General features: G+C 51.2%; 23 protein-coding genes. 5 read left to right on the plus strand and 18 right to left on the minus strand.

Features of this window, described 5'->3' with window-relative positions; genetic code table 11:
* Nucleotides 1-2: 2 nt before the first annotated feature.
* From tssG to MPHASIOC01_RS23890, 7 genes are all read right to left on the minus strand, one after another.
* Complete coding sequence (tssG, locus tag MPHASIOC01_RS23860; RefSeq protein WP_353613432.1) at nt 3-944, minus strand: type VI secretion system baseplate subunit TssG; 942 nt, start codon at nt 942-944, stop codon at nt 3-5.
* Complete coding sequence (tssF, locus tag MPHASIOC01_RS23865) at nt 935-2,734, minus strand: type VI secretion system baseplate subunit TssF (protein WP_064598538.1); 1,800 nt, start codon at nt 2,732-2,734, stop codon at nt 935-937. The genes tssG and tssF overlap by 10 nt, the downstream gene beginning before the upstream one ends.
* The gene (locus MPHASIOC01_RS23870; RefSeq protein WP_064598536.1) at nt 2,727-3,155 is read right to left on the minus strand and encodes a GPW/gp25 family protein; all 429 of its coding nucleotides are present in this window, start codon (nt 3,153-3,155) and stop codon (nt 2,727-2,729) included. Before MPHASIOC01_RS23870 ends, tssF begins: the two co-directional genes overlap by 8 nt.
* 54 nt (nt 3,156-3,209) lie before the next feature.
* Nucleotides 3,210-3,692 carry a hypothetical protein gene (locus MPHASIOC01_RS23875; protein ID WP_064598534.1) on the minus strand — a complete coding sequence of 161 codons (483 nt, stop codon included), beginning with the start codon at nt 3,690-3,692 and terminating at the stop codon, nt 3,210-3,212.
* A gap of 27 nt (nt 3,693-3,719) precedes the next feature.
* The gene (gene tssC, locus MPHASIOC01_RS23880; RefSeq protein WP_064598532.1) at nt 3,720-5,201 is read right to left on the minus strand and encodes a type VI secretion system contractile sheath large subunit; all 1,482 of its coding nucleotides are present in this window, start codon (nt 5,199-5,201) and stop codon (nt 3,720-3,722) included.
* The gene (tssB, locus tag MPHASIOC01_RS23885) at nt 5,201-5,689 is read right to left on the minus strand and encodes a type VI secretion system contractile sheath small subunit (RefSeq protein WP_064598530.1); all 489 of its coding nucleotides are present in this window, start codon (nt 5,687-5,689) and stop codon (nt 5,201-5,203) included. Before tssB ends, tssC begins: the two co-directional genes overlap by 1 nt.
* A 385-nt stretch (nt 5,690-6,074) precedes the next feature.
* On the minus strand, nt 6,075-7,055 hold the full coding sequence (locus tag MPHASIOC01_RS23890; protein ID WP_000019402.1) for an IS5-like element IS5 family transposase: 981 nt from the start codon (nt 7,053-7,055) through the stop codon (nt 6,075-6,077).
* A 733-nt stretch (nt 7,056-7,788) separates the two neighbouring features.
* On the opposite strand from MPHASIOC01_RS23890, the gene MPHASIOC01_RS23895 reads away from it, so the two are divergent.
* Entirely contained in the window at nt 7,789-8,748 is a 960-nt protein-coding gene (locus tag MPHASIOC01_RS23895; protein ID WP_353613433.1) for a hypothetical protein, read from the plus strand.
* 16 nt (nt 8,749-8,764) lie between these two features.
* Nucleotides 8,765-9,361, plus strand: a complete 597-nt coding sequence (locus MPHASIOC01_RS23900) for a hypothetical protein (RefSeq protein ID WP_156519062.1) — start codon at nt 8,765-8,767, stop codon at nt 9,359-9,361.
* Here MPHASIOC01_RS23900 and melR read toward each other — a convergent pair.
* Complete coding sequence (gene melR / locus MPHASIOC01_RS23905; RefSeq protein ID WP_064598524.1) at nt 9,358-10,299, minus strand: transcriptional regulator MelR; 942 nt, start codon at nt 10,297-10,299, stop codon at nt 9,358-9,360. The genes MPHASIOC01_RS23900 and melR overlap by 4 nt on opposite strands.
* 273 nt (nt 10,300-10,572) lie before the next feature.
* On the opposite strand from melR, the gene MPHASIOC01_RS23910 reads away from it, so the two are divergent.
* Together MPHASIOC01_RS23910 and melB are read left to right on the plus strand one after the other, a co-directional pair.
* Nucleotides 10,573-11,928, plus strand: coding sequence for an alpha-glucosidase/alpha-galactosidase (locus MPHASIOC01_RS23910; RefSeq protein ID WP_353614977.1), 1,356 nt, complete (start codon nt 10,573-10,575; stop codon nt 11,926-11,928).
* A gap of 112 nt (nt 11,929-12,040) precedes the next feature.
* Nucleotides 12,041-13,468 carry a melibiose:sodium transporter MelB gene (gene melB / locus MPHASIOC01_RS23915; RefSeq protein WP_353613434.1) on the plus strand — a complete coding sequence of 476 codons (1,428 nt, stop codon included), beginning with the start codon at nt 12,041-12,043 and terminating at the stop codon, nt 13,466-13,468.
* A gap of 177 nt (nt 13,469-13,645) precedes the next feature.
* On the opposite strand, the gene MPHASIOC01_RS23920 is transcribed toward melB, so the two are convergent.
* The 9 genes from MPHASIOC01_RS23920 to MPHASIOC01_RS23960 all read right to left on the minus strand — a co-directional run bounded on the left by MPHASIOC01_RS23920 (nt 13,646) and on the right by MPHASIOC01_RS23960 (nt 22,473).
* A complete protein-coding gene (locus MPHASIOC01_RS23920; RefSeq protein WP_353613435.1) occupies nt 13,646-14,443 on the minus strand; it encodes a PhzF family phenazine biosynthesis protein in 798 nt (265 codons plus the stop codon).
* An 81-nt stretch (nt 14,444-14,524) separates the two neighbouring features.
* On the minus strand, nt 14,525-15,583 hold the full coding sequence (locus tag MPHASIOC01_RS23925) for an AbrB family transcriptional regulator (protein ID WP_197499279.1): 1,059 nt from the start codon (nt 15,581-15,583) through the stop codon (nt 14,525-14,527).
* 5 nt (nt 15,584-15,588) lie between these two features.
* Nucleotides 15,589-16,146, minus strand: coding sequence for an isochorismatase family protein (locus tag MPHASIOC01_RS23930; protein ID WP_353613436.1), 558 nt, complete (start codon nt 16,144-16,146; stop codon nt 15,589-15,591).
* A 10-nt stretch (nt 16,147-16,156) separates the two neighbouring features.
* A complete protein-coding gene (locus MPHASIOC01_RS23935) occupies nt 16,157-16,588 on the minus strand; it encodes a MarR family winged helix-turn-helix transcriptional regulator (RefSeq protein ID WP_064598519.1) in 432 nt (143 codons plus the stop codon).
* Between the two features lie 150 nt (nt 16,589-16,738).
* On the minus strand, nt 16,739-17,791 hold the full coding sequence (ansB, locus tag MPHASIOC01_RS23940; protein WP_064598518.1) for an L-asparaginase 2: 1,053 nt from the start codon (nt 17,789-17,791) through the stop codon (nt 16,739-16,741).
* Nucleotides 17,792-18,011: 220 nt separating this feature from the next.
* The gene (locus tag MPHASIOC01_RS23945) at nt 18,012-18,968 is read right to left on the minus strand and encodes an ABC transporter permease (RefSeq protein ID WP_064598517.1); all 957 of its coding nucleotides are present in this window, start codon (nt 18,966-18,968) and stop codon (nt 18,012-18,014) included.
* Nucleotides 18,965-19,936 (minus strand): ABC transporter permease, encoded by a 972-nt coding sequence (locus MPHASIOC01_RS23950; RefSeq protein WP_064598515.1) that lies wholly within the window; start codon nt 19,934-19,936, stop codon nt 18,965-18,967. Before MPHASIOC01_RS23950 ends, MPHASIOC01_RS23945 begins: the two co-directional genes overlap by 4 nt.
* On the minus strand, nt 19,929-21,413 hold the full coding sequence (locus MPHASIOC01_RS23955) for a sugar ABC transporter ATP-binding protein (protein ID WP_353613438.1): 1,485 nt from the start codon (nt 21,411-21,413) through the stop codon (nt 19,929-19,931). The genes MPHASIOC01_RS23950 and MPHASIOC01_RS23955 overlap by 8 nt, the downstream gene beginning before the upstream one ends.
* A 76-nt stretch (nt 21,414-21,489) precedes the next feature.
* A complete protein-coding gene (locus tag MPHASIOC01_RS23960; RefSeq protein ID WP_064598511.1) occupies nt 21,490-22,473 on the minus strand; it encodes an autoinducer 2 ABC transporter substrate-binding protein in 984 nt (327 codons plus the stop codon).
* A gap of 446 nt (nt 22,474-22,919) precedes the next feature.
* On the opposite strand from MPHASIOC01_RS23960, the gene MPHASIOC01_RS23965 reads away from it, so the two are divergent.
* A complete protein-coding gene (locus tag MPHASIOC01_RS23965) occupies nt 22,920-24,518 on the plus strand; it encodes a DUF2235 domain-containing protein (protein WP_353613439.1) in 1,599 nt (532 codons plus the stop codon).
* 42 nt (nt 24,519-24,560) lie between these two features.
* On the opposite strand, the gene MPHASIOC01_RS23970 is transcribed toward MPHASIOC01_RS23965, so the two are convergent.
* Nucleotides 24,561-25,283, minus strand: coding sequence for a GntR family transcriptional regulator (locus MPHASIOC01_RS23970; RefSeq protein WP_353613440.1), 723 nt, complete (start codon nt 25,281-25,283; stop codon nt 24,561-24,563).
* Between the last annotated feature and the right edge of the window lie 44 nt (nt 25,284-25,327).

Below are 25,327 nucleotides of genomic sequence, written 5' to 3' on the forward strand. Positions count from 1 at the left end.
GTTTAGTCAGTGGGGGCAACCAGACGCACCTGGTAAAGGTGCGCTGCCGCATTACTGCCAAGGCAGAGATTGAGACCCAGAATCTGCTGCCCCAGTGACCTGGGGGCAGAATCAGTACTCTGGATAGTCAAGGAAACGGAAAAGTTGACAACAGGGCCAACATAGTCGCGAATAGCGCACCATACCGCACGCCAGGCACTTCCCTGGGCGGTAAATTTACGCGATATTTCCGGCGTCATTGGCCCTAAAACAACATCAAAACTGGCATGTAACTCAAGACGCGACTGGCCCATCATGGGCGCTGTTGCCAGCGTGTGATGCGGGTTGCCAAGCTGGCAACACTCTTGCGCCGGAACGGGTTGCCAGCCACCAGTAAAAGGAATTATCTGCGCCGGAACCCCGAACATCTGGCGCAATAGCTGTTCAAGGTTCACCATTGAGCGAACCGGTGCTGAAAATAACGAGGCGTAACGGGTATTTTCTGGATGAGACTGTGCGCAAAGCCGCCCGGTAAGCGCCTGTATTGCGGTGTGTAACGGAGGTTCATCCTGAGACTCAGCCAGGGCACAGAGGTTATGTTTCTGCCAGGCCAGGTAATCCAGGCAATATAAGCGGTGCCCGAACAGGTCAATAAACGCTTTTGCACTGCTGTCACTGTAGCGGTAATAACGATTAATCATCCATTCGCTGTATACCGTTGGCAACGCACCCAGTGACCCCGTCAAACCGTTATAGCAAGCCGTTATCTCTACTGGCGAATCCGCTGTTTCGCGTGTGATACTCGCTATTTGCCCGTCTGGCGCATCCAGAGAAAGCGACGATGTGATATGCAGTTGTTCATCCAGCAACGTCTCTTCCGGCGTATGGCCGTCACGCAGTTTGCGCAGCAACAGGCGAATTTGTTGGTAAAAATTAAACTTACTCGCCACCGGAATCAGATCCATGACAGTTTCCCCGCCCGCACAGGCCACACACGGCGGGTTGCCGTTTCATGTTCAACACATGTCGTGAGACGGGTAAAACTATTTACCGGTGCATACAGAGCCAGTAAACGGTCCAGCAAGCTACACAGCAGGTAATACTCCGGCTCATGCAGAGCCTTCCTGTCAAACGTGACGGTCAGTTCAATACCACGGGCCAGAGAATGGGGATCATTACTGATAAGCCTTGCGGTCACAGGCTGGCAATCCAGTGACTGGATTAAGTGATAGAGCTGAGGTTTGCCGGGCTGATCCGTGAAATTGTACAGCGCCAGCATGGCTTTCAGATGTTGTGCGCCTTGATCACCCGATAGCAACTGGAAATTTAATGAAAGCTGTGACAAAAAACGCCAGCGTATATCCGCCTTTTCAGGCGCAGAGACAGGCCGGGTTGGCTGAGTCAGCGCGGAAATTCTCAGCCCGGCAACCGGGGCATCGGTATCAAAATCCCCTTTTTGTTGCCCATAAGGCATGTGATGCGCAAGTGCGTGATTGGTGCATAATAAGCTAAGTGTGACCACTTCCGGTGACGAAGAGGCCTGGCGCATAGTACGCACACTGAACCCAATGCTGAAGCGGGTTTGTGGCCCATCGGCATGCTGAGTCTCGCGGCGAAAACCTTGCCATGCTATCCCGGCATCCTCGCCTTGCAATGCCCCCTGGTAGCTTTCCAAAAGCGGCGGGACAACGTAATGCTGAATGCGATCATCCACTTTACGCTGCACTGATACCGATTCAACAGACCATACTTCAATATGGCGCTGATGGCGGGTATCCGGTATGACCGGATATTCACTACTGGCATCAGTCAGGCTGATGGGTTCCGCGCGCTGAGTGAAGAGATTAATAGCGGGAGTGCAATGCAAACGGAAAAAGCTGACGTCAATCAGACCGGCTAATTTTTCGAGCCGCTCAGTCAGAGGATTACGCCTAAAGACAGCCTGTAAAGTAAAAACGCTGTTACCACTGGCCTGAAATCCGGCAGGCAGAGCAATATCAATGAACGAAAATTTTTGTGGAAACCAAAAATAGTCCAGCAACAGAATATGGACAGGTGCGATGCGTGAATCCTGAGAAATGAGCGCATCCTCTGAATTGAAACCCACTGCGGTAATCACACCAGGATCCAGCTCAATAGCAATACCGTTATGGCGCAACACCAGGCTGCTGACTTCTGAACAGAGCAGTGTATACAGTGTATTGACCGCATTACCCGGGCCATGCAAGTAGAGACGGATGGTCTCATCACCCAGTATTGCCCCTGGCCAAACCTGAAACTGGAGTTGTAATTGCCAGCGCAGTTCATCACTGTCGAAGTGCAAGACAGCGTTATCCACTGCGAGAGGCAACAGCGTGACCGGGTACACGGTATGGAACTGGCAAGGTAACGGATCCCGTTGACGAGAAAACAGCGCCATGCCCGCAGCCAGCTCGTTCTTACCGGTTATTCCGCTTTTTTGCCTGTCAGGCTCTATCATCACAATGCAGCACGAAGGCAGTGGGCGCAGAAACTGAGGTGCCAAAACAGATAACAGCGCTTCTGTTACCTCAGGCATATCATCATCAAGGCGTTGATGAATGCGCGAAGTCAACAAAGCGAAGGATTCAATAAGACGGCTCACATGCGGATCTTCGGTTTCACCATCAACAAAACCAAGCCGCCGGGATATTTTAGGAAACCGTTGAGCAAATTTCTTACCGTGATTTTTCAGAAAGTGCATTTCTTTCTGATAATAAGCAAGCAATCTATTCATGAATATAAAACTGCCCCGTCATATTATTCCATTTTAATACTACTATGATGGGGGCATCTTCATAATGAGCCGTAATAGTAAATACCATGAGTTCTGGTTCATTTTCATCTGCGGCGCGGGAAACGGAAAAATGTGCTATACGGGGTTCAAAACGTTGCATCGCCCTGGTTACTCTTTCCTCCAGTACGATGTAACGATTCATTGTTTCTTCGTCAGAAACAAAAGTCTCATTGATACCATAATTTAAAATCGAGGCATTAATTTCTGGCATATTATCAATATCAGGCATCCGGACACGCGAAGTTAGCATCATTTTTAATTCATTAACCAATAACTCGCACGATTGTAAATCCCAGGGATAATCATCCTCTTCCTGATGAGGCTCATTATCGCTGAGGCGAACAAGTAATGAAGTAATCACAAGCACAGGCTCCTGAACCCGGTAGCACTTGTGCTACCGGGTGGTCACAGCAACTTATTTAAGTGCTTTTTCCGGAATGTCGTATTTGATTGGCCCAATCTTATCCAGGCCACTTCCGTTGGCATTCGGTACGTTAAATACCACTTCAATCATTCCCTCAAGAGAGAAAATAATATTCATGAATAAGTCATCACGGCGCTCAATACTCAGTGAATTAATTTTACACTTGGTATAAACCGTGCGCTGAACTTCATAGTCCTGATCAAACTGGTCAGAACCACGATGAACGATGGTAATTATGATTTCTTTATAACCACGCTTCAGGTAATACTCATAAAAGCTACTTGTGTCCTTGGTCATTAAAATGGACATATTTACATGATCGAAATAAGCACCATCCTGACCAGAAACCGTACTAATTCCCCCAGAGGCATAGCCTTCCATCCATTTATTGTATTTCTTCTCTTCAGAAGAGCCAGAAATCACTTTGCCATCAATCTTAATTTCAATAAATTGACAATCTTTTAACTTAGCCATTTTAAAACGTCCTGTTTACATTAAATATTATGCGCCAGCAGAAGTAGGTAAATCTGCTACTAACCGCAGCGACATGCTCAAACCTTCCAGTTGGAAATGAGGCTTTAACCAGGCAACCGCACGATACGTACCTGGCGCTCCGGGGACTTCCAACACTTCAACTTTTGCCTCACGTAACGGATAACGCGCTTTCGTTTCCGGCCCTGCGTTATCAGAGGCGACCACATACTGCATTATCCATTTTTGCAAATACTCTTCGCATTCTGCCCGGGACATAAAACTGCCCACTTTATCCCGGACAATGGATTTTAAATAATGAGCAAAACGTGATGTGGCAAGAATATACGGCAACTGGCTGGACAGACGGGCATTTGCATTCGCCTGGTCAGAATTATACAGCCGGGGTTTATTGATTGACTGAACGGCAAAAAATGCAGCGTAGTCTGTACCCTTACAGTGAACCAGCGGAATAAAACCAAGGTCAGACAGCTCTTTTTCACGCCGGTCAGAAATTGCTATCTGGGTAGGGCACTGCATAATACGCTCACCGCGACCAGACGTATAATTATACGCCGGAAGGGATTTCACTAATCCACCACCTTCCACGCCGCGAATTGAAGCACACCAGCCATATTCTTCAAACGATTCGACAATGCGACCAGCCAGTTCCCATGCAGAGTTAATCCACAGATAATCGCTTCCGGATTCATTTTCCCCGACATGCTCTTCAAAATTGAAGGTTTCCGCAGGAATTGTTTCCGCACCATAAGGTAAACGCCCCAATACCCGTGGCAGTGTCAACCCGATATAACGGCTGTCATCATTCTGGCGGAATGAACGCCAGCGGGCATAATCGGTGGTCTCGAACATTTTCGCCAGATCGCGCGGGCGCGGCAATTCAGAGAAATCATTCATAGACAGCATCCCCGGCGCTATCGCACTGAGGAATGGCGCATGAGCGGCAGCGGCAACATGGGAGATTTGCTCCAGTAAAGCAATATCCTGCGGGGTATTGTCAAACTGGAAATCGCCGACAAAAGCAGAAAAAGGTGTGCCACCAAAAGTGCCGTACTCGCTCTCGTAGACACACTTAAACAACATGGACTGATCAAAATCACTGGCTGATTTAAAATCTTTAATTAAATCCTGTTTAGTGCATTGTAACAGACGAATTTGCGTATTTTCCGTCACACTGGTTTGCACTAATTTGTGTAAACCACGCCAGGAAGACTCTTTTTTCTGGAACTCAGGCGCATGCACTATCAGGCTGACCTGACGCGACAGTATTTCATCAATTGCCGCAATACGCTGCTCAATACTGCCAATCAAGTCACTGGAAATGACCACCGCGCCAGAGAGCACTTCCGCCATGAAGTTATTTAACTGTGACTTCATCCGGCCTCGGTCAGATTCCCTGCGAATAGCCTGTGTATTGTCAATAACCTGATCAAGAAAATCATCACTGAATGCCTGGTCTGCAACATTCAATTCCGCGAGTTCACCACTCATTATTCACCTTCTCCCTGGCTATCTTCCACCGGGCCTTTTGCCACACTTTGCTGTTGTGCCATTTCGGCTAATTGTTCTTTTAAACGTTCATTACTGGCAGCGCGATTACGCAAATCACTTAACTGTTCGCGCAATGCCATTAATTTGCGTAGCGGCTCAACCTGGCGAACGATATTATCCGGAGTAAAGTCATCCATATTTTCAAATGTCAGCGAAACCGCGATCTTACCGTCCTGTTCTGGTAATGCACTATCTACCAAAAACTCAGCGCTGGGCTTCATTGATGACATAATTTCGTTGAAATTATCTTTATCAACATTCAGGAATTTTCGTTCACGGAGTTCTTCATCTGATTGTGTAAAATCGCCCATAACACCGACAACCAGCGGTAATTCTTTCGCTGCCTGTGCATCACCGACTTCAACATCATAAGTAATTTGGACTCGAGGAGGGCGTGTTTTATCCAGTTTATGTTGGGTGTGGCTCATATTTTCTTATCATCCAGTTTGAATTTATCATCGGCGGCTCCGGCCTGACGATTAGAAAGCAAAAGTTCTGACTTGTACTATCCCACTTTGTATCAGGCCCAAAACAGAAGTGGTTCTTTTATTCATCAGCGACCACTTCTCTCATCAAGCTCATTTCGGCTATAAAACAGTTAAGCCTGCGCCAGATACAGTTACTACTCGAAAGGTCAGTTAATCTCAGGTAGTACAGAGTCCTCTAAGGAAGGTGCGAATAAGTGGGGAAATTCTTCTCGGCTGACTCAGTCATTTCATTTCTTCATGTTTGAGCCGATTTTTTCTCCCGTAAATGCCTTGAATCAGCCTATTTAGACCGTTTCTTCGCCATTTAAGGCGTTATCCCCAGTTTTTAGTGAGATCTCTCCCACTGACGTATCATTTGGTCCGCCCGAAACAGGTTGGCCAGCGTGAATAACATCGCCAGTTGGTTATCGTTTTTCAGCAACCCCTTGTATCTGGCTTTCACGAAGCCGAACTGTCGCTTGATGATGCGAAATGGGTGCTCCACCTTGGCCCGGATGCTGGCTTTCATGTATTCGATGTTGATGGCCGTTTTGTTCTTGCGTGGATGCTGTTTCAAGGTTCTTACCTTGCCGGGGCGCTCGGCGATCAGCCAGTCCACATCCACCTCGGCCAGCTCCTCGCGCTGTGGCGCCCCTTGGTAGCCGGCATCGGCTGAGACAAATTGCTCCTCTCCATGCAGCAGATTACCCAGCTGATTGAGGTCATGCTCGTTGGCCGCGGTGGTGACCAGGCTGTGGGTCAGGCCACTCTTGGCATCGACACCAATGTGGGCCTTCATGCCAAAGTGCCACTGATTGCCTTTCTTGGTCTGATGCATCTCCGGATCGCGTTGCTGCTCTTTGTTCTTGGTCGAGCTGGGTGCCTCAATGATGGTGGCATCGACCAAGGTGCCTTGAGTCATCATGACGCCTGCTTCGGCCAGCCAGCGATTGATGGTCTTGAACAATTGGCGGGCCAGTTGATGCTGCTCCAGCAGGTGGCGGAAATTCATGATGGTGGTGCGGTCCGGCAGGGCGCTATCCAGGGATAACCGGGCAAACAGACGCATGGAGGCGATTTCGTACAGAGCATCTTCCATCGCGCCATCGCTCAGGTTGTACCAATGCTGCATGCAGTGAATGCGTAGCATGGTTTCCAGCGGATAAGGTCGCCGGCCATTACCAGCCTTGGGGTAAAACGGCTCGATGACTTCCACCATGTTTTGCCATGGCAGAATCTGCTCCATGCGGGACAAGAAAATCTCTTTTCTGGTCTGACGGCGCTTACTGCTGAATTCACTGTCGGCGAAGGTAAGTTGATGACTCATGATGAACCCTGTTCCATGGCTCCAGATGACAAACATGATCTCATATCAGGGACTTGTTCGCACCTTCCCTAACTAGCGGCATCATCATACTCACCACCCAATCAAACAAAAGTTTATATCGATAGAAACTGAAAAAACAGAATTAAAATCCACAATACTCATATTTTTAATTTTTTACTATAAAAAAATACAAGAAAAAAAGAACATTAATCCAAAAAGATTAATCAAAAAATAACAAGTATTTCCCAAAAAATATTAATCAAAAAAACAAAGCAACCAATATTAAAAAAACTTCACTTTATTAAAATATCAAATACTCTGTTCCACTCAGGATTTATTTAAAAAATATCAGTAAGATACATCTGTTCAACAGAAAAAAAAGAAAGAAATGTTTAAAAGCGTAAAGTTATCAAAAAAGGAGAACGATACTCCCAACACATAATCGCTCATTTAATCAGTCTTTTCATCCAGGGGATTTACTTCTCCTGTCCGTCTGGTCAGTGCCAGACAGTATCTGTTTTTTCACTTTACTCAGCACACTTCACCCATGCCTGTCTCTCGCAGATCCCTGATTCCGGCTCAGGATAATAAGAATAATCTTAAATACCCTGTTCAGGCAGCCCATTAACCTGTTGCGTTAAATAACAATGAATTCCCCCACCACTCGCAGTTTATTTGTTTTGTTTTCTTGTTAATCAATACAACGCATGGTTCTGGAGAGAGGAGTTTCAACATGCAATACCCTGGCAATAACATAGAAGCAGGCATGCCTGACTATGCCGGTGCGCGGTTGTTTGGCGCAAGCGGCGCAGCAGATATCGATTTTCAAAAACTGGCCGATACACTGGATTGTTCCCGTAATTTCTACCAGGTCGGGATTATTTATGATGACGGGAAACAACGCTGGCTGGTGCGCCCTTCACGGCGGGCAAAGTCCAACATCAAAAGTGAAGTCAGCCATGTCATTGTGACCAAAGTACGTTCGGTTTCTGCAACCCAGGCAACCAAAGCAGTGGTCAACACCCTGCAGGCGCCTTCACTGACCAATGAAATCACTTCCACGGCTATCGCCTGCGGTGCTACCGTTGCCACCGTGGTGCTGGCCGTTGGCGCGTCTGCCGCAGTTCCCTTTACGGCAGGGGGTTCAGGCGTTATCGCCGCAATGATTGTGGCAGGCGGTTTAGCCACTGCCGCTCAGTGTGTGATTGGCGCGGGGCGCCTGGCGTTTATTGGCACTGGCCACAGTGATGACGTAGCATGGCTGGATAGCCAGGGCTGGTACAACACCACCAGTACAGTGCTGGATGTGATTTCTCTGGCGGGAGCCGGGGCAGGCCTGAAAAGTACCCTTGAAACCTGGAAGCTGATGAAAAGCGTGTCTTCTGCCAAAGCCGTTGAATGGCTCAAAGGCCTGAGCCGGGCTGAACGTAAACGCCTGACAGAAGAAATTATCCGCGCCCAGAACCCGGGCATTTCCGGTGCTGGCATCAAAGCCGCCATGAAAGCCGGCGTGTACCCGAAACGTTTCCCGGCAGAAGCCTTGCAACACACCCTGCAGCGTGAATTAGCCAATGCGCTGGTTAATACCTCGGCATTTGCAGGCAGTGCGATGACCGGCACCATTCGCCATCCGGGGAATGCGGTACAATCTGGCCAGTATGTGATTGGTCTTCTTCAGTCTTTCTCTCTTTAATGTGTACTGCGGTGAAATGAAGCAACTTACAGCGTGCCTTGCCCGGATGAAATTGTTGGATGCCCGAATACGCCAGGCCAGTGAATCCGAACTGGAAGCCGTAATGCAGGAACTGGTTTTTCCGGGCGTTCTTAACCCATTTAAACTTGGCTTACCCCTGGTGCTGAGCATGCTGTGCACACTATGCAGCTTTGCCATGCCGCAACCGGCGCTGTGGATGGGGATATTTTATCTGGCAGGCTGGCCGGGCCATGCAGTGTTCGCCGGTATTGTTCCTGGTGTACTGCTCTTTTGCCTGGTGTTGTTCACTCTGGGGTCGTTGACTGCCAGAGGTTACTGGCTGGCACTCAGGGGCTACCTGATTTTGTTACGGTGCGTGGCTGTCCTGGCAACCGGGTATCTCCTCTTTATGCTGGCCCAATTGTTTCTGGGCCATGCACTACACCCGTTGTTTGTAGCGATGTCTGTTGCGGGGGTGGCTTTCAGTGCACTCAGTTTTACCAGCCTTAACACACCAGGTTTTGAACGGGCGGTAAATGGCTTTCTGCACAACCGCGCGTGGCGTAAGGCCTGGCTATTACGCCGCCAGCAAACACAAAAGTCACGTAGTTAACTGTTTTCTTCACGCCCCATCAGCCGCCGTTGCTGGCTTAATTTGCGGTACTGCTGGGGTGACATTCCCACATAGCGGTCAAAAGCGCTGTAAAAACGGCTACTGGAACGAAAACCGGCAGTCAGTGCAACATCCAGTACCGTTTTATCCGTGTCGCTTAATAATGCCCGCACATGGTTGATACGCATCGCGGTAATGTATTGCTTCATTGTCAGTTGCATCACACGCTGGAAAATGCCCATTGCATAGTTAGGGTTAAGTTTAACATGCTCCGCCACATCATTAATGGTGAGAGACTGGTCGTAATGGCGGGCAATAAACTCCAGCATCTGGCTGACATAAAATTGCGCATGGCGCGACACCCGGTTTTTATGTGTTGGGCGGGTTTTATTCACCACCAGCGGCTGCCAGCCAGACAAACTAAAGCGCTTGAGCATCAGACCTATTTCATCAATGGTCACCTGGCGAATTTGTTCGTCTTTACTACTCAACTCCTGTTGCCAGCGCCGGACTTCAAACTCACTCAATTGCTGGCTGGCAAGGGAGTTAATAACCATTCCGTGCGTTACGTAGTTGATCAGTTCTTTATCCAGCGGCCACCCTAAAAAGAGGTGCATTGGCAGGTTGAAAATAGCCATACTTTGGCAGTGACCAGGGTTAGTAAGCTGGTGCGGGGTACAGGCCCAGAACAGAGTAATGTGCCCTTGTTTAATACGCACAACATCGTTGTTAATGACATACTCCACATCCCCATCAAACGGGACATTAATTTCTACCTGCCCGTGCCAGTGGCTGGTTGCCATGGCATGGGGCGCACGCAGCTCAATTTCCATTTTTTGGTATTCAGAATACAGCGACAACGGGCTGCGTGTTTCCCGTTCATCGCTGCTACACATAAAGGGGTCGGCTGGCAGTGCTGAAAAAGCGGAGTGTTCCATTGTTGCTCCTTGTTCAGGAAACTAAGAATAATGGCGTAACCCTGGGCAAAAAAACGCGCTGTCACCCTCATTCCGGGTTATAGCAGAGTAATAATGGAACAGAATTTCTGCCAAAAACTCTGCAAAACCGAATATTTTCTCCCATTTACTTATTTTTAATGCTCTGGCGCGCAAGTTCTGAGTTTCCGGCACAGTTCAACCGGTTACAGGGACGAGAATCTCTGGCCTCCGGTGCCATGCTGGCATCATTAACAGACGTGAGGAGAAACCATGATGATGTCCGCCCCCAAAATTGCCTTTATTGGCGCAGGTTCTACTATTTTCGTAAAAAATATTCTGGGCGATGTGTTTCAGCGCCCGGCATTGAAAGCCGCGCACATCGCGCTGATGGATATCGACCCGGTTCGTCTGGAAGAATCACATATTGTCGTACGTAAGCTGATGGAATCTACCGGGGCGACAGGCAATATCACCTGCCATACCGGGCAACGCGAAGCGCTGAACGGCGCTGATTTTGTGGTGGTGGCATTTCAGATTGGTGGCTACCAGCCCTGCACGGTCACGGATTTTGAAATCTGTAAACGCCACGGGCTGGAGCAGACCATTGCCGACACACTCGGGCCTGGCGGCATCATGCGGGCATTACGCACTATTCCGCATTTGTGGCGTATTTGTGAGGATATGACGGAATTGTGCCCCGAAGCGACCTTGCTGAATTACGTCAACCCCATGGCGATGAACACCTGGGCAATCTATGCGCGTTACCCGCACATCAAACAGATTGGCTTGTGCCACTCAGTTCAGGGAACGGCCGAAGAACTGGCCCGTGATCTGGATATCGACCCGGCAGACCTGCGTTACCGCTGCGCCGGCATTAACCATATGGCGTTTTACCTGTCGCTGGAAAAGAAAACCGCGCAGGGTGATTACACCTCTGTCTACCCAGATTTGCTGGAGGCGTATGCCCAGGGCCGTGCGCCCAAAGCCAGTATGCATGGCAACCTGCGCTGCCCAAATATTGTGCGCTATGAAATGTTCAAAAAATTGGGCCACTTCGTTACTGAGTCCTCAGAACATTTTGCCGAATACACCCCGTGGTTTATTAAACCCGGGCGCCAGGACCTTATTGACCGGTATCAAATTCCGTTAGATGAGTACCCCAAACGCTGTGTTGAGCAACTGGATAACTGGCATAAAGACCTGGCGGCTTACCAGCAAGCGGAACGTATTGATGTATCGCCGTCACGCGAATATGCCAGCGCCATCATGAATGCCATCTGGACTGGCACACCCGAAGTCATTTACGGCAACGTGCGTAATGACGGGCTTATCGACAACCTGCCAGAAGGTTGCTGCGTGGAAGTCCCCTGCCTGGTCGATGCCAATGGCATCCAGCCAACCCATATTGGCAGGCTGCCAGCCCACCTGGCCGCGTTGATGCAAACCAACATTAATGTACAGACGTTAGTGACTCAGGCTGTGCTGAATGAAAACAAAAACGATGTGTACTATGCCGCCCTGCTCGACCCGCACACCGCAGCCGTGTTAAGCATTGACGAAATTTATGCACTGACTGATGACCTGATTGCCGCGCACGGAGACTGGTTGCCTGACTGGTTGCACAGCTAAACAGGCAAACAAGCAGTACGCAAAAAACACGCGGGAGCAACCGTCTCCCGCACTGGCAGGTAACCGTATCACTCTACATGAGGCAGCCCCTGGAAACAGAGACTGGTACCCTATGAGTATTTCAATGACAACAAAGCTCAGCTACGGTTTCGGTGCATTCGGTAAGGATTTCGCTATTGGCATTGTTTACATGTACCTGATGTACTACTACACCGATGTAGTTGGCCTGTCCGTTGGCGCGGTTGGGACACTTTTTTTGGTCGCCCGTATCTGGGATGCAATTAATGACCCCATTATGGGCTGGATAGTCAACGCCACCCGCACCCGCTGGGGCAAATTTAAACCGTGGATACTGGTGGGCACACTGGCGAACTCCGTCGTTCTCTTTTTACTCTTCAGTGCGCACAAGCTGGATGGCGATACGCAGCTCATTTATGCCGCCGTGACGTACATTCTGTGGGGAATGACCTACACCATTATGGATATTCCATTCTGGTCGCTGGTGCCAACCATTACGCTGGATAAACGTGAACGCGAGCAACTGGTGCCTTACCCACGCTTTTTTGCGAGCCTTGCCGGGTTCGTGACCGCCGGTGTCACGCTGCCATTTGTCGAAGCCGTCGGTGGCGCAAATCGCGGTGATGGGTTCCAGTTGTTTACCCTGGTGTTAATTGCTTTTTTCATTGCTTCCACACTGGTCACACTGCGTAACGTGCACGAAGTGTATTCATCTGACAGCCCGGGTACATCTTCTGCCTCCACCACCAGCCTGAAAGCGATTTTTGGGCTGCTGTATAACAACGACCAGTTACGTTGCCTGTTGGGCATGGCGCTGGCTTACAACATTGCCGCTAATATCGTGAATGGCTTTGCCATTTATTACTTCACTTATGTGATTGGCGACGCCAGCTTATTTCCCTGGTATATGTCTTATGCTGGCACGGCTAACCTTGTTACGCTCATCCTGTTCCCCCGTCTGGTCAGGCAGCTTTCCCGGCGCATTCTGTGGGCCGGTGCTTCGTTAATGCCCCTGCTGGGCAGTGGTGTATTACTGGTTGCCGCTCTGAGCCAGTTCCACCCGGTAATGGTCATCTTGCTGGCGGGCGTTTTGTTTAACATTGGCACTGCGTTGTTCTGGGTTTTGCAGGTGATTATGGTGGCCGACACCGTGGATTACGGCGAATACAAACTCAATGTGCGCTGCGAAAGCATCGCTTACTCAGTACAAACCCTGGTGGTGAAAGGTGGCTCAGCATTTGCCGCATTCTTTATCGCGCTGGTGCTGGGAATCATTGGTTATGTTCCCAACGTGGCCCAGTCTGCCGGCACTCTGGCAGGCATGCAGGTCATCATGATTGTATTACCGGCATTTTTCTTCCTCGCCACGTTATGGCTCTATTTCCGTTACTACAAACTCAATGGCGATATGTTGCGGCATATTCAGATTCACTTGCTGGATAAATACCGCAAGCCGGGCCCGGTAAAACCGGCAACACCCCTTCCACGCCCTGTAACCGGGCAGCCGGAAACCGGGGTATAACATGGAGTGGCGCACATTCTGGTGATTAAATACCGCACAGGTTAACAATATTAACCAACTGATTTTATAGCGGATAAAATAGCAGTACCTGTTTTATCCGCTACTTAACCAGTGGCCCCGGCCCGATTATTTCGGTGGCACGCTTTTCCTCACCTCATACTGGCGAAGCCGTGACGCTTAAACTATAAACTGCCCCACCAGCACAGTACGCGCCTGCCCGCCAATATTCACCCGGCCAGGTTCACCCAGCGCGAGCGACAACTCACCACCACGCGCAGAAGCCTGGAACGCACGCAACTGCGCTTTCCCAAGCTCAGCGCACCAGTAAGCCGCCAGGGCGCAATGCGCAGAGCCGGTTACCGGGTCTTCGTTAACCCCCACCCAGGGCGCAAAGTAACGCGAAACCATATCGAACCCATTTTCGCCACGGGCACTCACTACAATTCCGCGCCCGGGTAACGCCCGTAAGGCCGCAAAATCCGGTGCCAGCTGGCGTACAACCGCTTCGCTACTGACCACAATAAAATGCTTCTCACCAAACATGCCCTGTGCTGTTACTTGCTCATCAGTAAGCCCCAGCGCGGCAAGATATGACTGCCCGGCAGGCACTGCCATATTGGGTGGCAACAGCGGGAAATCCATAGTGATTGCATCCCGCCCTGCCGTTACATGCAGCGGGCCAGAAAGGGTTGAGAACGTTAATGTATCCCCGAGATTAAGCGCACCGGTTTGCTGTAAAACATGCGCAGTAGCGAGTGTGCCGTGCCCGCACAAATTAACTTCAGTGAGCGGAGTAAACCAGCGTAACTGCTGGTTGCCAGGGGCATAAAATGCCGTCTCGGAAACAGCCATTTCTGCGGCAATTTTTTGCAGCAGAGCATCAGGTAGTGGTTCGGGAGTAATGCACACCCCGGCAGGGTTCCCGGAGAAGGCCTGGTGTGCGAATGCATCCACCAGGTACATAGCCAGTTCCATGCAGACATCCTCTGTGTTAACGACTGAGCCAGTACCCAGTATCACACAGTCCGGTTCTTCTGCGAACCACGTATCTTTTACCTACTCCGTCTCACGCCTGTGCATCCAGTTGGCTATCCAGCGTGACAACACCGGGCCGGTCAGCATCACCAGGATAAACCGCCCGGTTTGCATCGCCATCACGAAAGGCAAATCCACCTTGCTGGACGAGGCAATAATCGCCACCGAATCCGCACCGCCAGGGCTGGTTGCCAGGTATGCAGTTAACGGGTCGATACCTGCGAACCGGACCAGCAGCCAGGCAAACCCGGCACACACCGCAACCAGGGTGAATACGGAGAGCAGCACGCGCGGCAATGCATGGGCCGCATGGCGCAGGATCTCAGCGGAAAAGCGCAAACCAATGCCCCAGCCAACAAACGCATAAGCCAGCGCCAGCAAGGTTTCTGGCAGTGTAATTGCCAGAACACCGGCATCTTGCGCAACCGTTGCCAGCACCAGAGCCAGCAACATTGGGCCTGCAGGGAGCTTAACCCAGTGAGCCAGCAATACGCTGCCAGCAATAACCAGTAAAGTGGCACACAGCGGCCATAAAGGTACGGGAGCAAACCAGTTTATCCGGGCTGCGGCAACATCCGGCATATCGCTCACCCACAAGCGGGTCACCAGCGTAGCGACCAGCGCCACCACCATCACCCGCAAATACTGCATAAACGCCACCAGGCGCACATCCGCGCCAAAGCTTTCCGCCATCAGTGTCATGGCGGTAGCAGCCCCAGGTGAGGAACCCCAAATCGCCGTGGAACCCGGCAGAACCCGGAAGCGGGCTAACAGCCCCCCCAGCACCAGGCTGGCCGCAATTACCGAAACCACACACCCCAGAAACAGCGGCCACTGGCGGGCGATTTCATGAAAAATAGAAGGGGGAATAGCGGCGGCAATCATGGCACCCACCACCGCCTGCGCACTGCGAAACAGTGGCCGGGCAATGTTCACCGGGCGGCTGGTTGCCGCAAAACCAATAGCTGCAAACATCGGCCCCAGCAATAAAGCCGCCGGGATCTGTACCGTTTCCAGAACCAGAATCAGTAAAGCAGAAATCAGTACCAGCCCGCACCAGCGGGCCAGTGATACCGGCACCTGAATCACCTGGCGTTAACCTGTGCCAGTACATCAGCTGTTGTTCCGGTTTCCCCCAGGCGCGGGAAAATACGTTCAATACTATTCACATGGGTTTCTGCCGCCAGATCTGCCATAGCATCTACCGCCAGCGTCACGTTGTAGCCCAGCTCATACGCCTGGCGGGCTGTGGATTCCACACCAATACTGGTTGCCACACCCACCACAATAACCTGGGTCACACCCCGTTGTTGCAGTTCATCATGCAGCGGCGTGTTGCTAAATGCGCCCCAGGAGTGTTTGGTCACCGTGATATCGCCAGCCTGTGGAGCCATCTCCGGGATAAGCGTTGCCCAGTTGGCAGGCAGTTCACCACTGCGGCGCGGCTGTTCTGTGCGCCCGGGCGCGCCCCCGGCAACATTCACCAGCACCACGGGTAACTGTGCGTTACGAAAAGCGCCGACCAGCTGGGCGCATTTTTCAATAACCGGGCGGGTATCCTGCGCGGTGGGCAGAGAAACAATGCCATGTTGCAGGTCGATAACAATCAGTGCCGTATTGGCATCAAGGGTAGTAATAGCCATGTATAACCTCTCAGGATGAATAGTCAGCCAGTTTCTGGAGTAAAGGGACAAGTTGCGTTAATTGCTGCTGTTCTTCCTGTGAAAGCTGGCTTTCCATAGCTTGCAATAACCAGTCATCACGCATTGCGCGGTTAGCTGACACCAGCGCCAGGCAGGCCTCTGTTGCGTGATAACGTGTCTTGCGCCCATCGTTCGGGTCTGGTTCGCCGGTTACCATGCCGGATGCCTGTAAACTGGCCACGGTTGCGCCCATTGACTGGGTACGCACCCCTTCAGCGTCTGCCAGCTCTGTCACTGTCATTGCGCCATCACGCACCAGATAACCCAGTACGGCAACCTGTGACCAGGTTAAATCGCCCGGAGGTGCAGACTCACGCAAGCGGCGTACCAGCCTGCCAACCAGGCTACGCAGGCTGGCGGCAGTTACGGTTAACTCGTTCATTTTCTGCTCTCCTTACACCATGCAGACAGTCTATAATTACGAAGGCAAACTTAGTAGTTTACCTTCGTATCAATTTGTAACTACCCTGTTAGCAGGCACAAAAAAACCTGCCAGCCGGAAAGCGGGCAGGTGGGTAGCGACGATGTTGTGTTAATAGGAATCGAAAATAGCCTGAATAGCTTCTGGCGACTCAGTTTGCGTCAACGCCAGTTGCAACAGAACGCGTGATTTCTGTGGGTTGAGTGTGCCTGAAGCCACAAAACCATACCTGGCATCATCAATCTCTGCATCACGCGTGGTTGCCCCACCAGGTACGCGTGATGAACGAACAACTGCAATGCCCTGCTTTCGTGCTTCAACCAACGCATCAAACACCTGGTGATATAAATTACCGTTACCCACACCCGCACTGACAATCCCTTTTACACCCTCGCCAGACAACGCCTTCACCGGAGCTGCCGAAGCATTGGCATAGTTATAGACGATATCTACCTTTGGCAGGGCATTGAGTTTGCTGATATCAAACACGGTCTGAGCCGGGTGCCTGCGCGCAGAAACCCGCTGGTAATCGACTCGCCCATTGTGAATAAGCCCCAATGGGCCAAAATTCGCCCCCTGGAAAGTCTGCACTCCGGTGGTATGGGTTTTCGTCACGTCCCGCGCATCAAACACCATGTCATTCATTGCCACTAAAACGCCCCGGCCCGCAGAATGTTTATCCACCGCGACCACCACTGCGTTATACAAATTAAATGGCCCGTCGGCGCTCATTGCGGTTGCCGGGCGCATCGCTCCCACAAGAACCACTGGTTTATCGCACTTTACCGTCAGGTCGAGAAACCAGGCCGTTTCCTCCAGCGTGTCGGTACCGTGAGTAACCACAAAGCCATCGCTGCCCGCGCATTGTGCATTAATCGTTTTGGCTAATGACAACCACACCTGGTCATTCATGTCTTGTGAGCCAATATTAGCCAGTTGCTCACCTTTAATTACCGCTATATCAGTGAGTTGAGGTACTGCCGCGACTAACTGGTCAACATTAAACTTCCCGGCGACATAGTGAGATTGTGTGGCTGATTCGCCACCACCAGCGATGGTGCCACCTGTCGCCAGCAGGGTGATAGTCGGTAAGGTTTGCGCAAAAACGGGGGAAACGAGTGAAAAGACAAAAGTACTTAATATGAACGAACGGGAAATGACCATTCTCAACTCTCCTGTCGAGGCTATATTCCACCTGGGCGATATTCCAGTAACCGTCAGCCTTCCCGCCGCCGGGCGATAAAACCACCTACCGCCCCACGGGGAAACGCCACGGGCATTATCACCAGGCCCGTGTTTTTTTCTGTGATACACCCCCAGGGAATCCCGTTCCTGTCTGGCAAAATAGCAGGCTTGCGGTACAGACCGCATAATGGCCTGCTATTTAGCGCCCATTAACATCCCCCATCATGCCGCGCACCTGGATAAAGCCCAGTAGCAATGTGCCCCACAGTGCCATGGTGAGGTAAGGGCTGACGCCCATCATGTTAAATCCACTTTCAATGGTTTGCAGAAGAAACAGCGCCAGCACCATACCAATAATGCGCCCGCTACCGCCATCGGGGTTCACCCCGCCCAGAACCGCAGCCAGAATCGACACCAGCAGGTAAGATTCCCCGTAAGAGGCTTTGGCAGAGTTCAGTTTGGACATCATTAAAAACGCGGCAACTGCGCACAACAGCGCAGAAATCACATACACCTGAATCAGCACCCGGCGGGTATTAATCCCGGCGTAGCGTGTAGCCCGCTCATTGGAGCCAATCAGGTAGATGGCGCGGCCCAACGGGCTTTTCTCCAGCAGAACCCACAGCACCACCGCCACCAGCGCAAACAACCATAATGGCAACGGGATACCAAACCACTGTGCGTGGTTCAGCCACAACACCCAGTCCGGATAATTGGCAATGGCGCTGCCGCCGGTTATCAAAATATTAATGCCTTTCAGCAGTGTCATCATGCCGAGGGTTGCCAGAATCGGCGATACCCGAATCCCGGCAATCAATACACCATTACATAAGCCAATAAGCACCGCGGTACCGGCACCAGCGCCCAATGCAGCGAGCGCGGAAAGCCAGCCTGGCGGGTAACTGGTTGCCACCCAGGCCATCACCAGTGAACAGGCGTTGGCCGTGCCAATAATCGACAGGTTGATCCCACCACATAACATGGTCATCGCCATTGCCAGCGCCAGAATCCCCAGCACCGGCATTTGTGATGCCACTGACTGGAAATTACTGACCGACCAGAAAATATCCGGCATCAGTACACTGAAAGCAGCCACCACCAGCAGCAGCAACCCCACCAGGTAAAACTCCACATTATTACGCCAGGCGATTTTCATAACAGACTCCGGTTCTGGTGCTGGCTCCAGGCGGTCGCACTGATACTCACAACGATAATGCCGCCGGTAATCAGTGTTTGCCAGTAAGAGGATACGCCCAGTAAATTCAGGCCGTTTTGTACTACCGCCAGTAATATCACCCCCAGCAATGTGCCGCTGAGTGTCCCCCGCCCGCCCACCAGGCTGGTACCGCCCAGCACCACAGCCGCCAGCACTGTCAGCTCATAACCCAGCAGTGAATCAGGTGCCACGGTTTGAACTGTCCAGGCCTGAACCACACCCGCCACGCCAGAAAGAAAACCCATGTAGCCATAAACAAACAGGTGCAACCGCAATACACTAAACCCAATACGGCTGGCGGATTCCCGGTTGCCCCCCATTGCATATATCTTGCGGCCTGTGGTGGTGAAATTCATGATAATCCCGGTCAGCGCCACCACCGACAGCATCGCCAGTAATGGCAGGCTCAGCCCGTAGTCATAGCCATCTGCATCGGTGTATTTGAACAGCATGATGCCTTTTTCAAACCAGGGGGGAAAATCGTACAGCCAGACACCTTTACTCAGCCATAACAGCAGGCCGTAGAAAATATTCAGCGTGGAAATAGTAATAATGATAGATGGCACATTCAGGCGATTAACCAGCAGCGCATTTACCAGGCCCAGCAGCACACCAATACCGCCAGCCAGTAAAAACGCGACTGCGAAGTTGCCGCCAATGTGGTGCAACAGCAATACCATGCCATACTGGGCAATAATGGTCATGGCGGGAAAAGAAATATCAATACCGCCAGAAATCAGCACCATAAACAGCCCACAGGCCAGAATGGTTAACATGGCGTAGTTGTTCACCAGGTCATACAGGTTACCCAGAGTAAAAAACTCATCGCTTTTCCAGGCTAACCCGGCAAACAGCACTACAATCAGCAGCCCCAGCCAGGTTTCGTGGCGTTTGAATAAATCAGCCATTGACCACCCCGGCTATCATCTCTTGCGTGCTGTTTTCTGGCAGGAAACTGTGGGTTAACCGCCCCTGTTGCATCACCAGAATACGGTGGCTCTGGTACCAGGCTTCTTCGATTTCATCGCAAACCATCACCACCGCAATACCATGGTTTGCCAGGTCACTGATAATCTGGTAAATCCCGGCTTTGTTAGCGATATCAACGCCAACCGTTGGGCTGTCGAGAATCAATAACCGGGGAGTAATCGCCAGCCATTTGGCAATCGATACCCGCTGGGCGTTCCCCCCCGATAACGTATTCACCGGCAAATGAACATCAGGCACTTTAATGCGCAGAGCTTTTACCAGGCGGGAAACCAGCTCACGACACCGGGTTTCATCAATCAACCCCACTGAGTTAGTGACTTGTGGGAACACTGTGCTGATGACGTTATTCTCGATAGACTGCGCCATGACCAGCCCACGGTTCATCCGGTCTTCTGAGACATAACCGATACCATGGCTGATAGCATCCTGGTTACTGCGCAGTTTCACCGGTTGGCCGTTAATACGGATTTCACCGCTGTCTGGCCGCGTCAACCCGAACAGGCTCAGGCAAAGTTCAGTGCGCCCGGCACCTAACAGCCCGACAATGGACACCACTTCCCCGGCCTCCACCTGAAACGACACGTTCTGGTATTCCCCGGCACGGGACAAGTTCACCACTTCGAGCACCGGCGTACTGCCCGCACTCTGGCGCAGCGCCCGGGTCTGGTATTCAAACTGTTGCCCTGTCATCAGGAAACCCAGTTGCTGCGTTGTCATTTCTGCTGCCGGCCAGGTACCCACAAGCTCACCATCCTTAAGCACCGAAATGTTGTCAGATACCGCCAGCACTTCTTCAAGCCGGTGGCTGACAAACACCACACAGATACCTTTTTCCCGAAGCTGGCGCACCACCGCCAGCAACCCTTCCACTTCCTGGTGGGTTAGCGAGGCCGTGGGTTCATCCATAATAATCAGCCTGGCATCCTGGGCCAGCGCGCGGCAAATAGCCACCAACTGGCAACGGGCAATAGACAACGATTCCACAGGGGCATCCAGCGGCAGGGAAACATGAATACTCGCCATTGCCTGTTCAGCAACCTGGCGCAGCGCCCGGCGTTTCACCAGCCAGCCATGGTGGTAATGGTTGACGGCAATGTTTTCCCACACACTCAGGTTGGGAAACAGTGAGAGATCCTGGTAAATCACCTGGATCCCCTCGGCAACAGATGCCGAAGGTGTCAGGCGCGGCCAGTGTTGGCCGCCAAGGGTTATCTGCGCACCCTCATCGGGGCGATAAACCCCGGAAATAATTTTGATGAGTGTGGATTTTCCACAGCCATTTTGCCCGGCAAGGCAGTGCACTTCACCGGGCAGAAAATCGAGCGCCACATCGTTAAGCGCACGGGTTCCGTGAAAGGTTTTACTGATATGACGCAGAGAAAGAAACGGTTCCATAATCTTAATCCACCCGGTCCTGGTGCTGGCACAAACCGGCCAGAGGGCATAACAGCCCCCGGGCCTGGTACCAAACTCAATACAGCGAATTGATATTGTCTTTATTCACCAACAACACTTTGTGGAAGCGAATGATGTGCTTATCCATATCGACTTCCGCTTTCCCCAGGTTCTTCACTTCAAACCCGGGCTTAATGGTGCCGCCATTCAGCAACGTACTGGCGACAGCCGTCAGGGCATAACCGGCAGTTGCCGGATCGTAAGTGATCCCTTCAGTGATATCGCCGCTGCGGATCAGCGAAGCAGCCTGAGACGGGATCATCATGCCGTACACCGCCACTTTGTTTTTCGCACGCTTTTCTTTCACTGCACGGCCTGCGCCAATCGGCCCGTTGGAACCGAAGGAGACAATGGCTTTCAGGTCCGGGTAGGTTTTCATCAGATCCAGTGTGGTGCGGCGTGAATCATCCACGCTTTCCGCAACCGGCATACGGCGGGTCACTTCATGCATTTGGGGGTAATGCTCTTTCTGGTATTTCACCAGTAAATCAGCCCACAGGTTATGTTGCGGCACAGTCAGGCTGCCAACATAGATAACATAGCCCCCTTTGCCGCCCATACGCTTCGCCATGTGCTCAACGTATTCAGCCGCGAATTTCTGGTTATCAATAATTTCAATATCCCAGTTGGCACTGGGTTGACCGGGGGATTCATTAGTTAGCACCACAATACCGGCATCGCGCGCTTTCTTGAACGCAGGCTCCAGCACGTTGGCATCATTCGGCACAATGGTGATGGCATTCACTTTGCGGGCAATCAGGTCTTCAATAATTTTAACCTGCTGCGGCGCATCGGTGCTGGCCGGGCCTACCTGAGAGGCATTCACGCCAAAGTCTTTTCCCGCCTGTACCACTCCTTCGCCCATGCGGTTAAACCAGGGCATACCATCGACTTTGGAAATATTCACCACCGTTTTTTCTTCAGCGTGCAGCGGCGCAGACAACGCAGCCGCTCCCATCAGTAATGCAGACAACATACTGGCAATAAATTGCTTACTCATTTTCAGCCTCATTATTTATTCGTCAGAACAGCGGTAAGAAAATGCGGCATACACAACCAACCATGAAATGTTGCCGCCTATCATGATTTTGTTACGTTTTTTTAACGATAGTCAGATTTGAAAATAGTTGGCACGCCGGAAATATCCTGCTGGAAATATGGATAAAATAGCTGTTGTTTTTCTATGTGATGAGACTCACGCCCTGATGAAAAATTAACGGGGAATTACGTGAAAAATTAGCATCCGTGAAATATGACGTAGTGCAAAACCCGGCAGATGCCAGCGCTGGCATGCCGTTTTAATGATTATTATTGAGACCCTTAGCCGGTTTTTCACAAAATACGAAGAAGGTATGAATAAAGTGATATTTTGAGTCAATTATGACATCTGCACATATCGCACAGTCTGAATAAAAATAGCCAAAGTGTAATAACCATGAACTATAAATGGATAATTACCCAGCTGTTAAGGGCGACGAAAAACACTACGACACACAGGATAAAATCATGCTCAATCTCATTGTTTGCTGTGATGGTACCTGGAATACACCGGATCAAATGGACGACGACCTTCCGGCTCCCACCAATGTGGTGAAACTCTATAACGCGCTGGAAACCTCCCCAACACAACACCGCTATTATCACCCCGGAGTTGGCACCGACGGCACCTGGTTTCACCGCATGATTGGAGGCGGCACCGGCGCAGGGTTGAATGAAAATATCATGAGTGCTTACGGATGGCTGACACAGAATTACCAGCCAGAAGCGCGTATCTGGTTATTTGGATTCAGCCGTGGCGCCTGGACCGTGCGCAGCCTTGGCGGAATGATTGCCCGCTGTGGTTTGCTGAATCCGGTGGCATCGCAAATGGATGAAAAGCAACGCTGGGCGGCAATTAAAGACCTGTTCGATACCTACAAAACGCCAGAAGATAAAGCTAAGCCAGTGGTCGCTACCGCTCAGCGAGCCTTTTTTGATACACCGCTGGGCACACCAACTAAGCACAGTATCAGTATTGAATTCATTGGCGTGTGGGACACAGTTGGTGCGCTGGGGGTGCCGGATGATATGGCCCTGCTCAATCTTCTCGACAACCCGGACAATTACCGCTTCCACGATACCAGCCTGAGTAACATTGTGAAGCACGCGCGCCACGCCATTGCCATTGATGAAAAACGCCAAAGTTTTTCGCCGACCCTGTGGGACAATGAAGCAGCTCATACAGATATGAAGCAACTTTGGTTTCCCGGCGTACATGCTGATGTTGGCGGGGGTTATGGGCAAAGCGCGTTATCAGACGGGGCGCTGAAATGGATGATGGAAGAAGCCAAAAACTGTGGTCTGGCGTTTCGCCCGAATACCATGGAGCAACTTCATCCGGACTATCTGGGCTACCTGCATAATTCTGTTACCGGTGTTTTTAAATCGCTGAAAACCCGCCCGCGTAATGTGCCCTGCTTTACCACACAACCTAACAAGTTGCATTCATCGGCAATAGAGCGCCACAACAACCCACCACTGGCACAAGGTGGCTACTGGCCCACAAAAGTATTGGCGACGGGAGAAAAACAAACTGTCACGGTGTTTGCCCGTGAGCACTGGAATGCAACGGGGTTGTACCTGGAAGCCGGGAAAACCTGGCACTTTCAGGCGCAGGGCGAATGGGTGGATGGTGATATTCCCTGTGGTCCGGCTGGCTGTGATGACGGAAAATTTCAGTTAAGTAAAATGGCACACAGTGTTTCATCCCTGTTAGGGAAAGCCGAAACGCTCTACCAAAAATTCACCCAAAACCATACTGCTGATTTCTGGTACACCAAACGTGAGGAAGAGTATCCCTGGTTCGCGCTGGTTGGTATGGTTGCCAACGATGTTCCTTCGGGAAGCCAGCAGGATGAAAAATTACCCCATGAAGTCTTTCTGATTGGTGACACAACCACCTTCACACCTAAGGCGAGTGGCTACCTCTACGCTTTCGCCAATGATGCATGGCAGACTTACCACAATAATCGCGGCAGCGTCACGCTGACCGTAACCTGTGAGTAATAAGCACTGGAGCAGCCGGGTATCCTGCTGCTCCATAGCCACTCACAATACCGGTTGGTGCGGCGCACTGCGGCGCAAATGGTAATCCACCTGGTATTCGCGGGTATTACGGTACATTACTGAGTAATTGAGGAATACCCCGCTGTCGTTATAAGACAATGAACTTATCCGTAGCAAAGGCGTGTGCTCAGCAACATTTAACTGTTCAGCCAGTTGGCGGTCTGCCAGCACGGGCGTGAGGCTTTCATAGTTGCCACTGATAGTCAGCCCGCACTCTTTCTCAATATAATCAAATTTCGACCCTTCAAGATGCGCCAGCGATAAATAAGGAAACAGTGCGACAGGCATATAGCTGTCTTCCAGCATCAAAGGCTTGCCATCCACATAGCGCAGACGGCGGGAAAACCAAATCCGCTCATTGACCAGCACCCGCAGTTGCCGGGCAATTGCCGGGGGCGCGGGCATTACCTCAAATTTCAGCACCTGACTGACAACCTCTTTGCCCTGCAGACGCAGCACTTCCGCCAGGCCACATAAGCTGTTGGTTTCATGATGAACATCTTTGCGGGCGACAAAGGTGCCGCTACCATGGCGGCGAACCACCACCCCCCAGCTCACCAGCAAATCCAGCGCGTTACGTATTGTCATGCGTGCAACGCCAAATTCCTGCGCCAGTGCTTTTTCACCAGGCAATGGGCTGCCCACAGCATAATCCGATGAATTAAGCCGTACCCGTAATTTTTCCGCGATAGATTTGTAGATCACTACTGGACCTCTTTTTGCCTCAGCCATGAGTAAAATGAACTGGC

The sequence above is a fragment of the Mangrovibacter phragmitis genome (assembly GCF_040429585.1).
GTDB lineage: Bacteria > Pseudomonadota > Gammaproteobacteria > Enterobacterales > Enterobacteriaceae > Mangrovibacter > Mangrovibacter phragmitis.

Coding starts and splice junctions, on each gene's coding strand:
- tssG (WP_353613432.1), bottom strand. CDS start 944: ATGGATCTGATTCCGGTGGCGAGTAAGTTTAATTTTTACCAACAAATT.
- tssF (WP_064598538.1), bottom strand. CDS start 2,734: ATGAATAGATTGCTTGCTTATTATCAGAAAGAAATGCACTTTCTGAAA.
- MPHASIOC01_RS23875 (WP_064598534.1), bottom strand. CDS start 3,692: ATGGCTAAGTTAAAAGATTGTCAATTTATTGAAATTAAGATTGATGGC.
- tssC (WP_064598532.1), bottom strand. CDS start 5,201: ATGAGTGGTGAACTCGCGGAATTGAATGTTGCAGACCAGGCATTCAGT.
- tssB (WP_064598530.1), bottom strand. CDS start 5,689: ATGAGCCACACCCAACATAAACTGGATAAAACACGCCCTCCTCGAGTC.
- MPHASIOC01_RS23890 (WP_000019402.1), bottom strand. CDS start 7,055: ATGAGTCATCAACTTACCTTCGCCGACAGTGAATTCAGCAGTAAGCGC.
- MPHASIOC01_RS23895 (WP_353613433.1), top strand. CDS start 7,789: ATGCAATACCCTGGCAATAACATAGAAGCAGGCATGCCTGACTATGCC.
- MPHASIOC01_RS23900 (WP_156519062.1), top strand. CDS start 8,765: ATGAAGCAACTTACAGCGTGCCTTGCCCGGATGAAATTGTTGGATGCC.
- melR (WP_064598524.1), bottom strand. CDS start 10,299: ATGGAACACTCCGCTTTTTCAGCACTGCCAGCCGACCCCTTTATGTGT.
- MPHASIOC01_RS23910 (WP_353614977.1), top strand. CDS start 10,573: ATGATGTCCGCCCCCAAAATTGCCTTTATTGGCGCAGGTTCTACTATT.
- melB (WP_353613434.1), top strand. CDS start 12,041: ATGAGTATTTCAATGACAACAAAGCTCAGCTACGGTTTCGGTGCATTC.
- MPHASIOC01_RS23920 (WP_353613435.1), bottom strand. CDS start 14,443: ATGGAACTGGCTATGTACCTGGTGGATGCATTCGCACACCAGGCCTTC.
- MPHASIOC01_RS23930 (WP_353613436.1), bottom strand. CDS start 16,146: ATGGCTATTACTACCCTTGATGCCAATACGGCACTGATTGTTATCGAC.
- MPHASIOC01_RS23935 (WP_064598519.1), bottom strand. CDS start 16,588: ATGAACGAGTTAACCGTAACTGCCGCCAGCCTGCGTAGCCTGGTTGGC.
- ansB (WP_064598518.1), bottom strand. CDS start 17,791: ATGGTCATTTCCCGTTCGTTCATATTAAGTACTTTTGTCTTTTCACTC.
- MPHASIOC01_RS23945 (WP_064598517.1), bottom strand. CDS start 18,968: ATGAAAATCGCCTGGCGTAATAATGTGGAGTTTTACCTGGTGGGGTTG.
- MPHASIOC01_RS23950 (WP_064598515.1), bottom strand. CDS start 19,936: ATGGCTGATTTATTCAAACGCCACGAAACCTGGCTGGGGCTGCTGATT.
- MPHASIOC01_RS23955 (WP_353613438.1), bottom strand. CDS start 21,413: ATGGAACCGTTTCTTTCTCTGCGTCATATCAGTAAAACCTTTCACGGA.
- MPHASIOC01_RS23960 (WP_064598511.1), bottom strand. CDS start 22,473: ATGAGTAAGCAATTTATTGCCAGTATGTTGTCTGCATTACTGATGGGA.
- MPHASIOC01_RS23965 (WP_353613439.1), top strand. CDS start 22,920: ATGGATAATTACCCAGCTGTTAAGGGCGACGAAAAACACTACGACACA.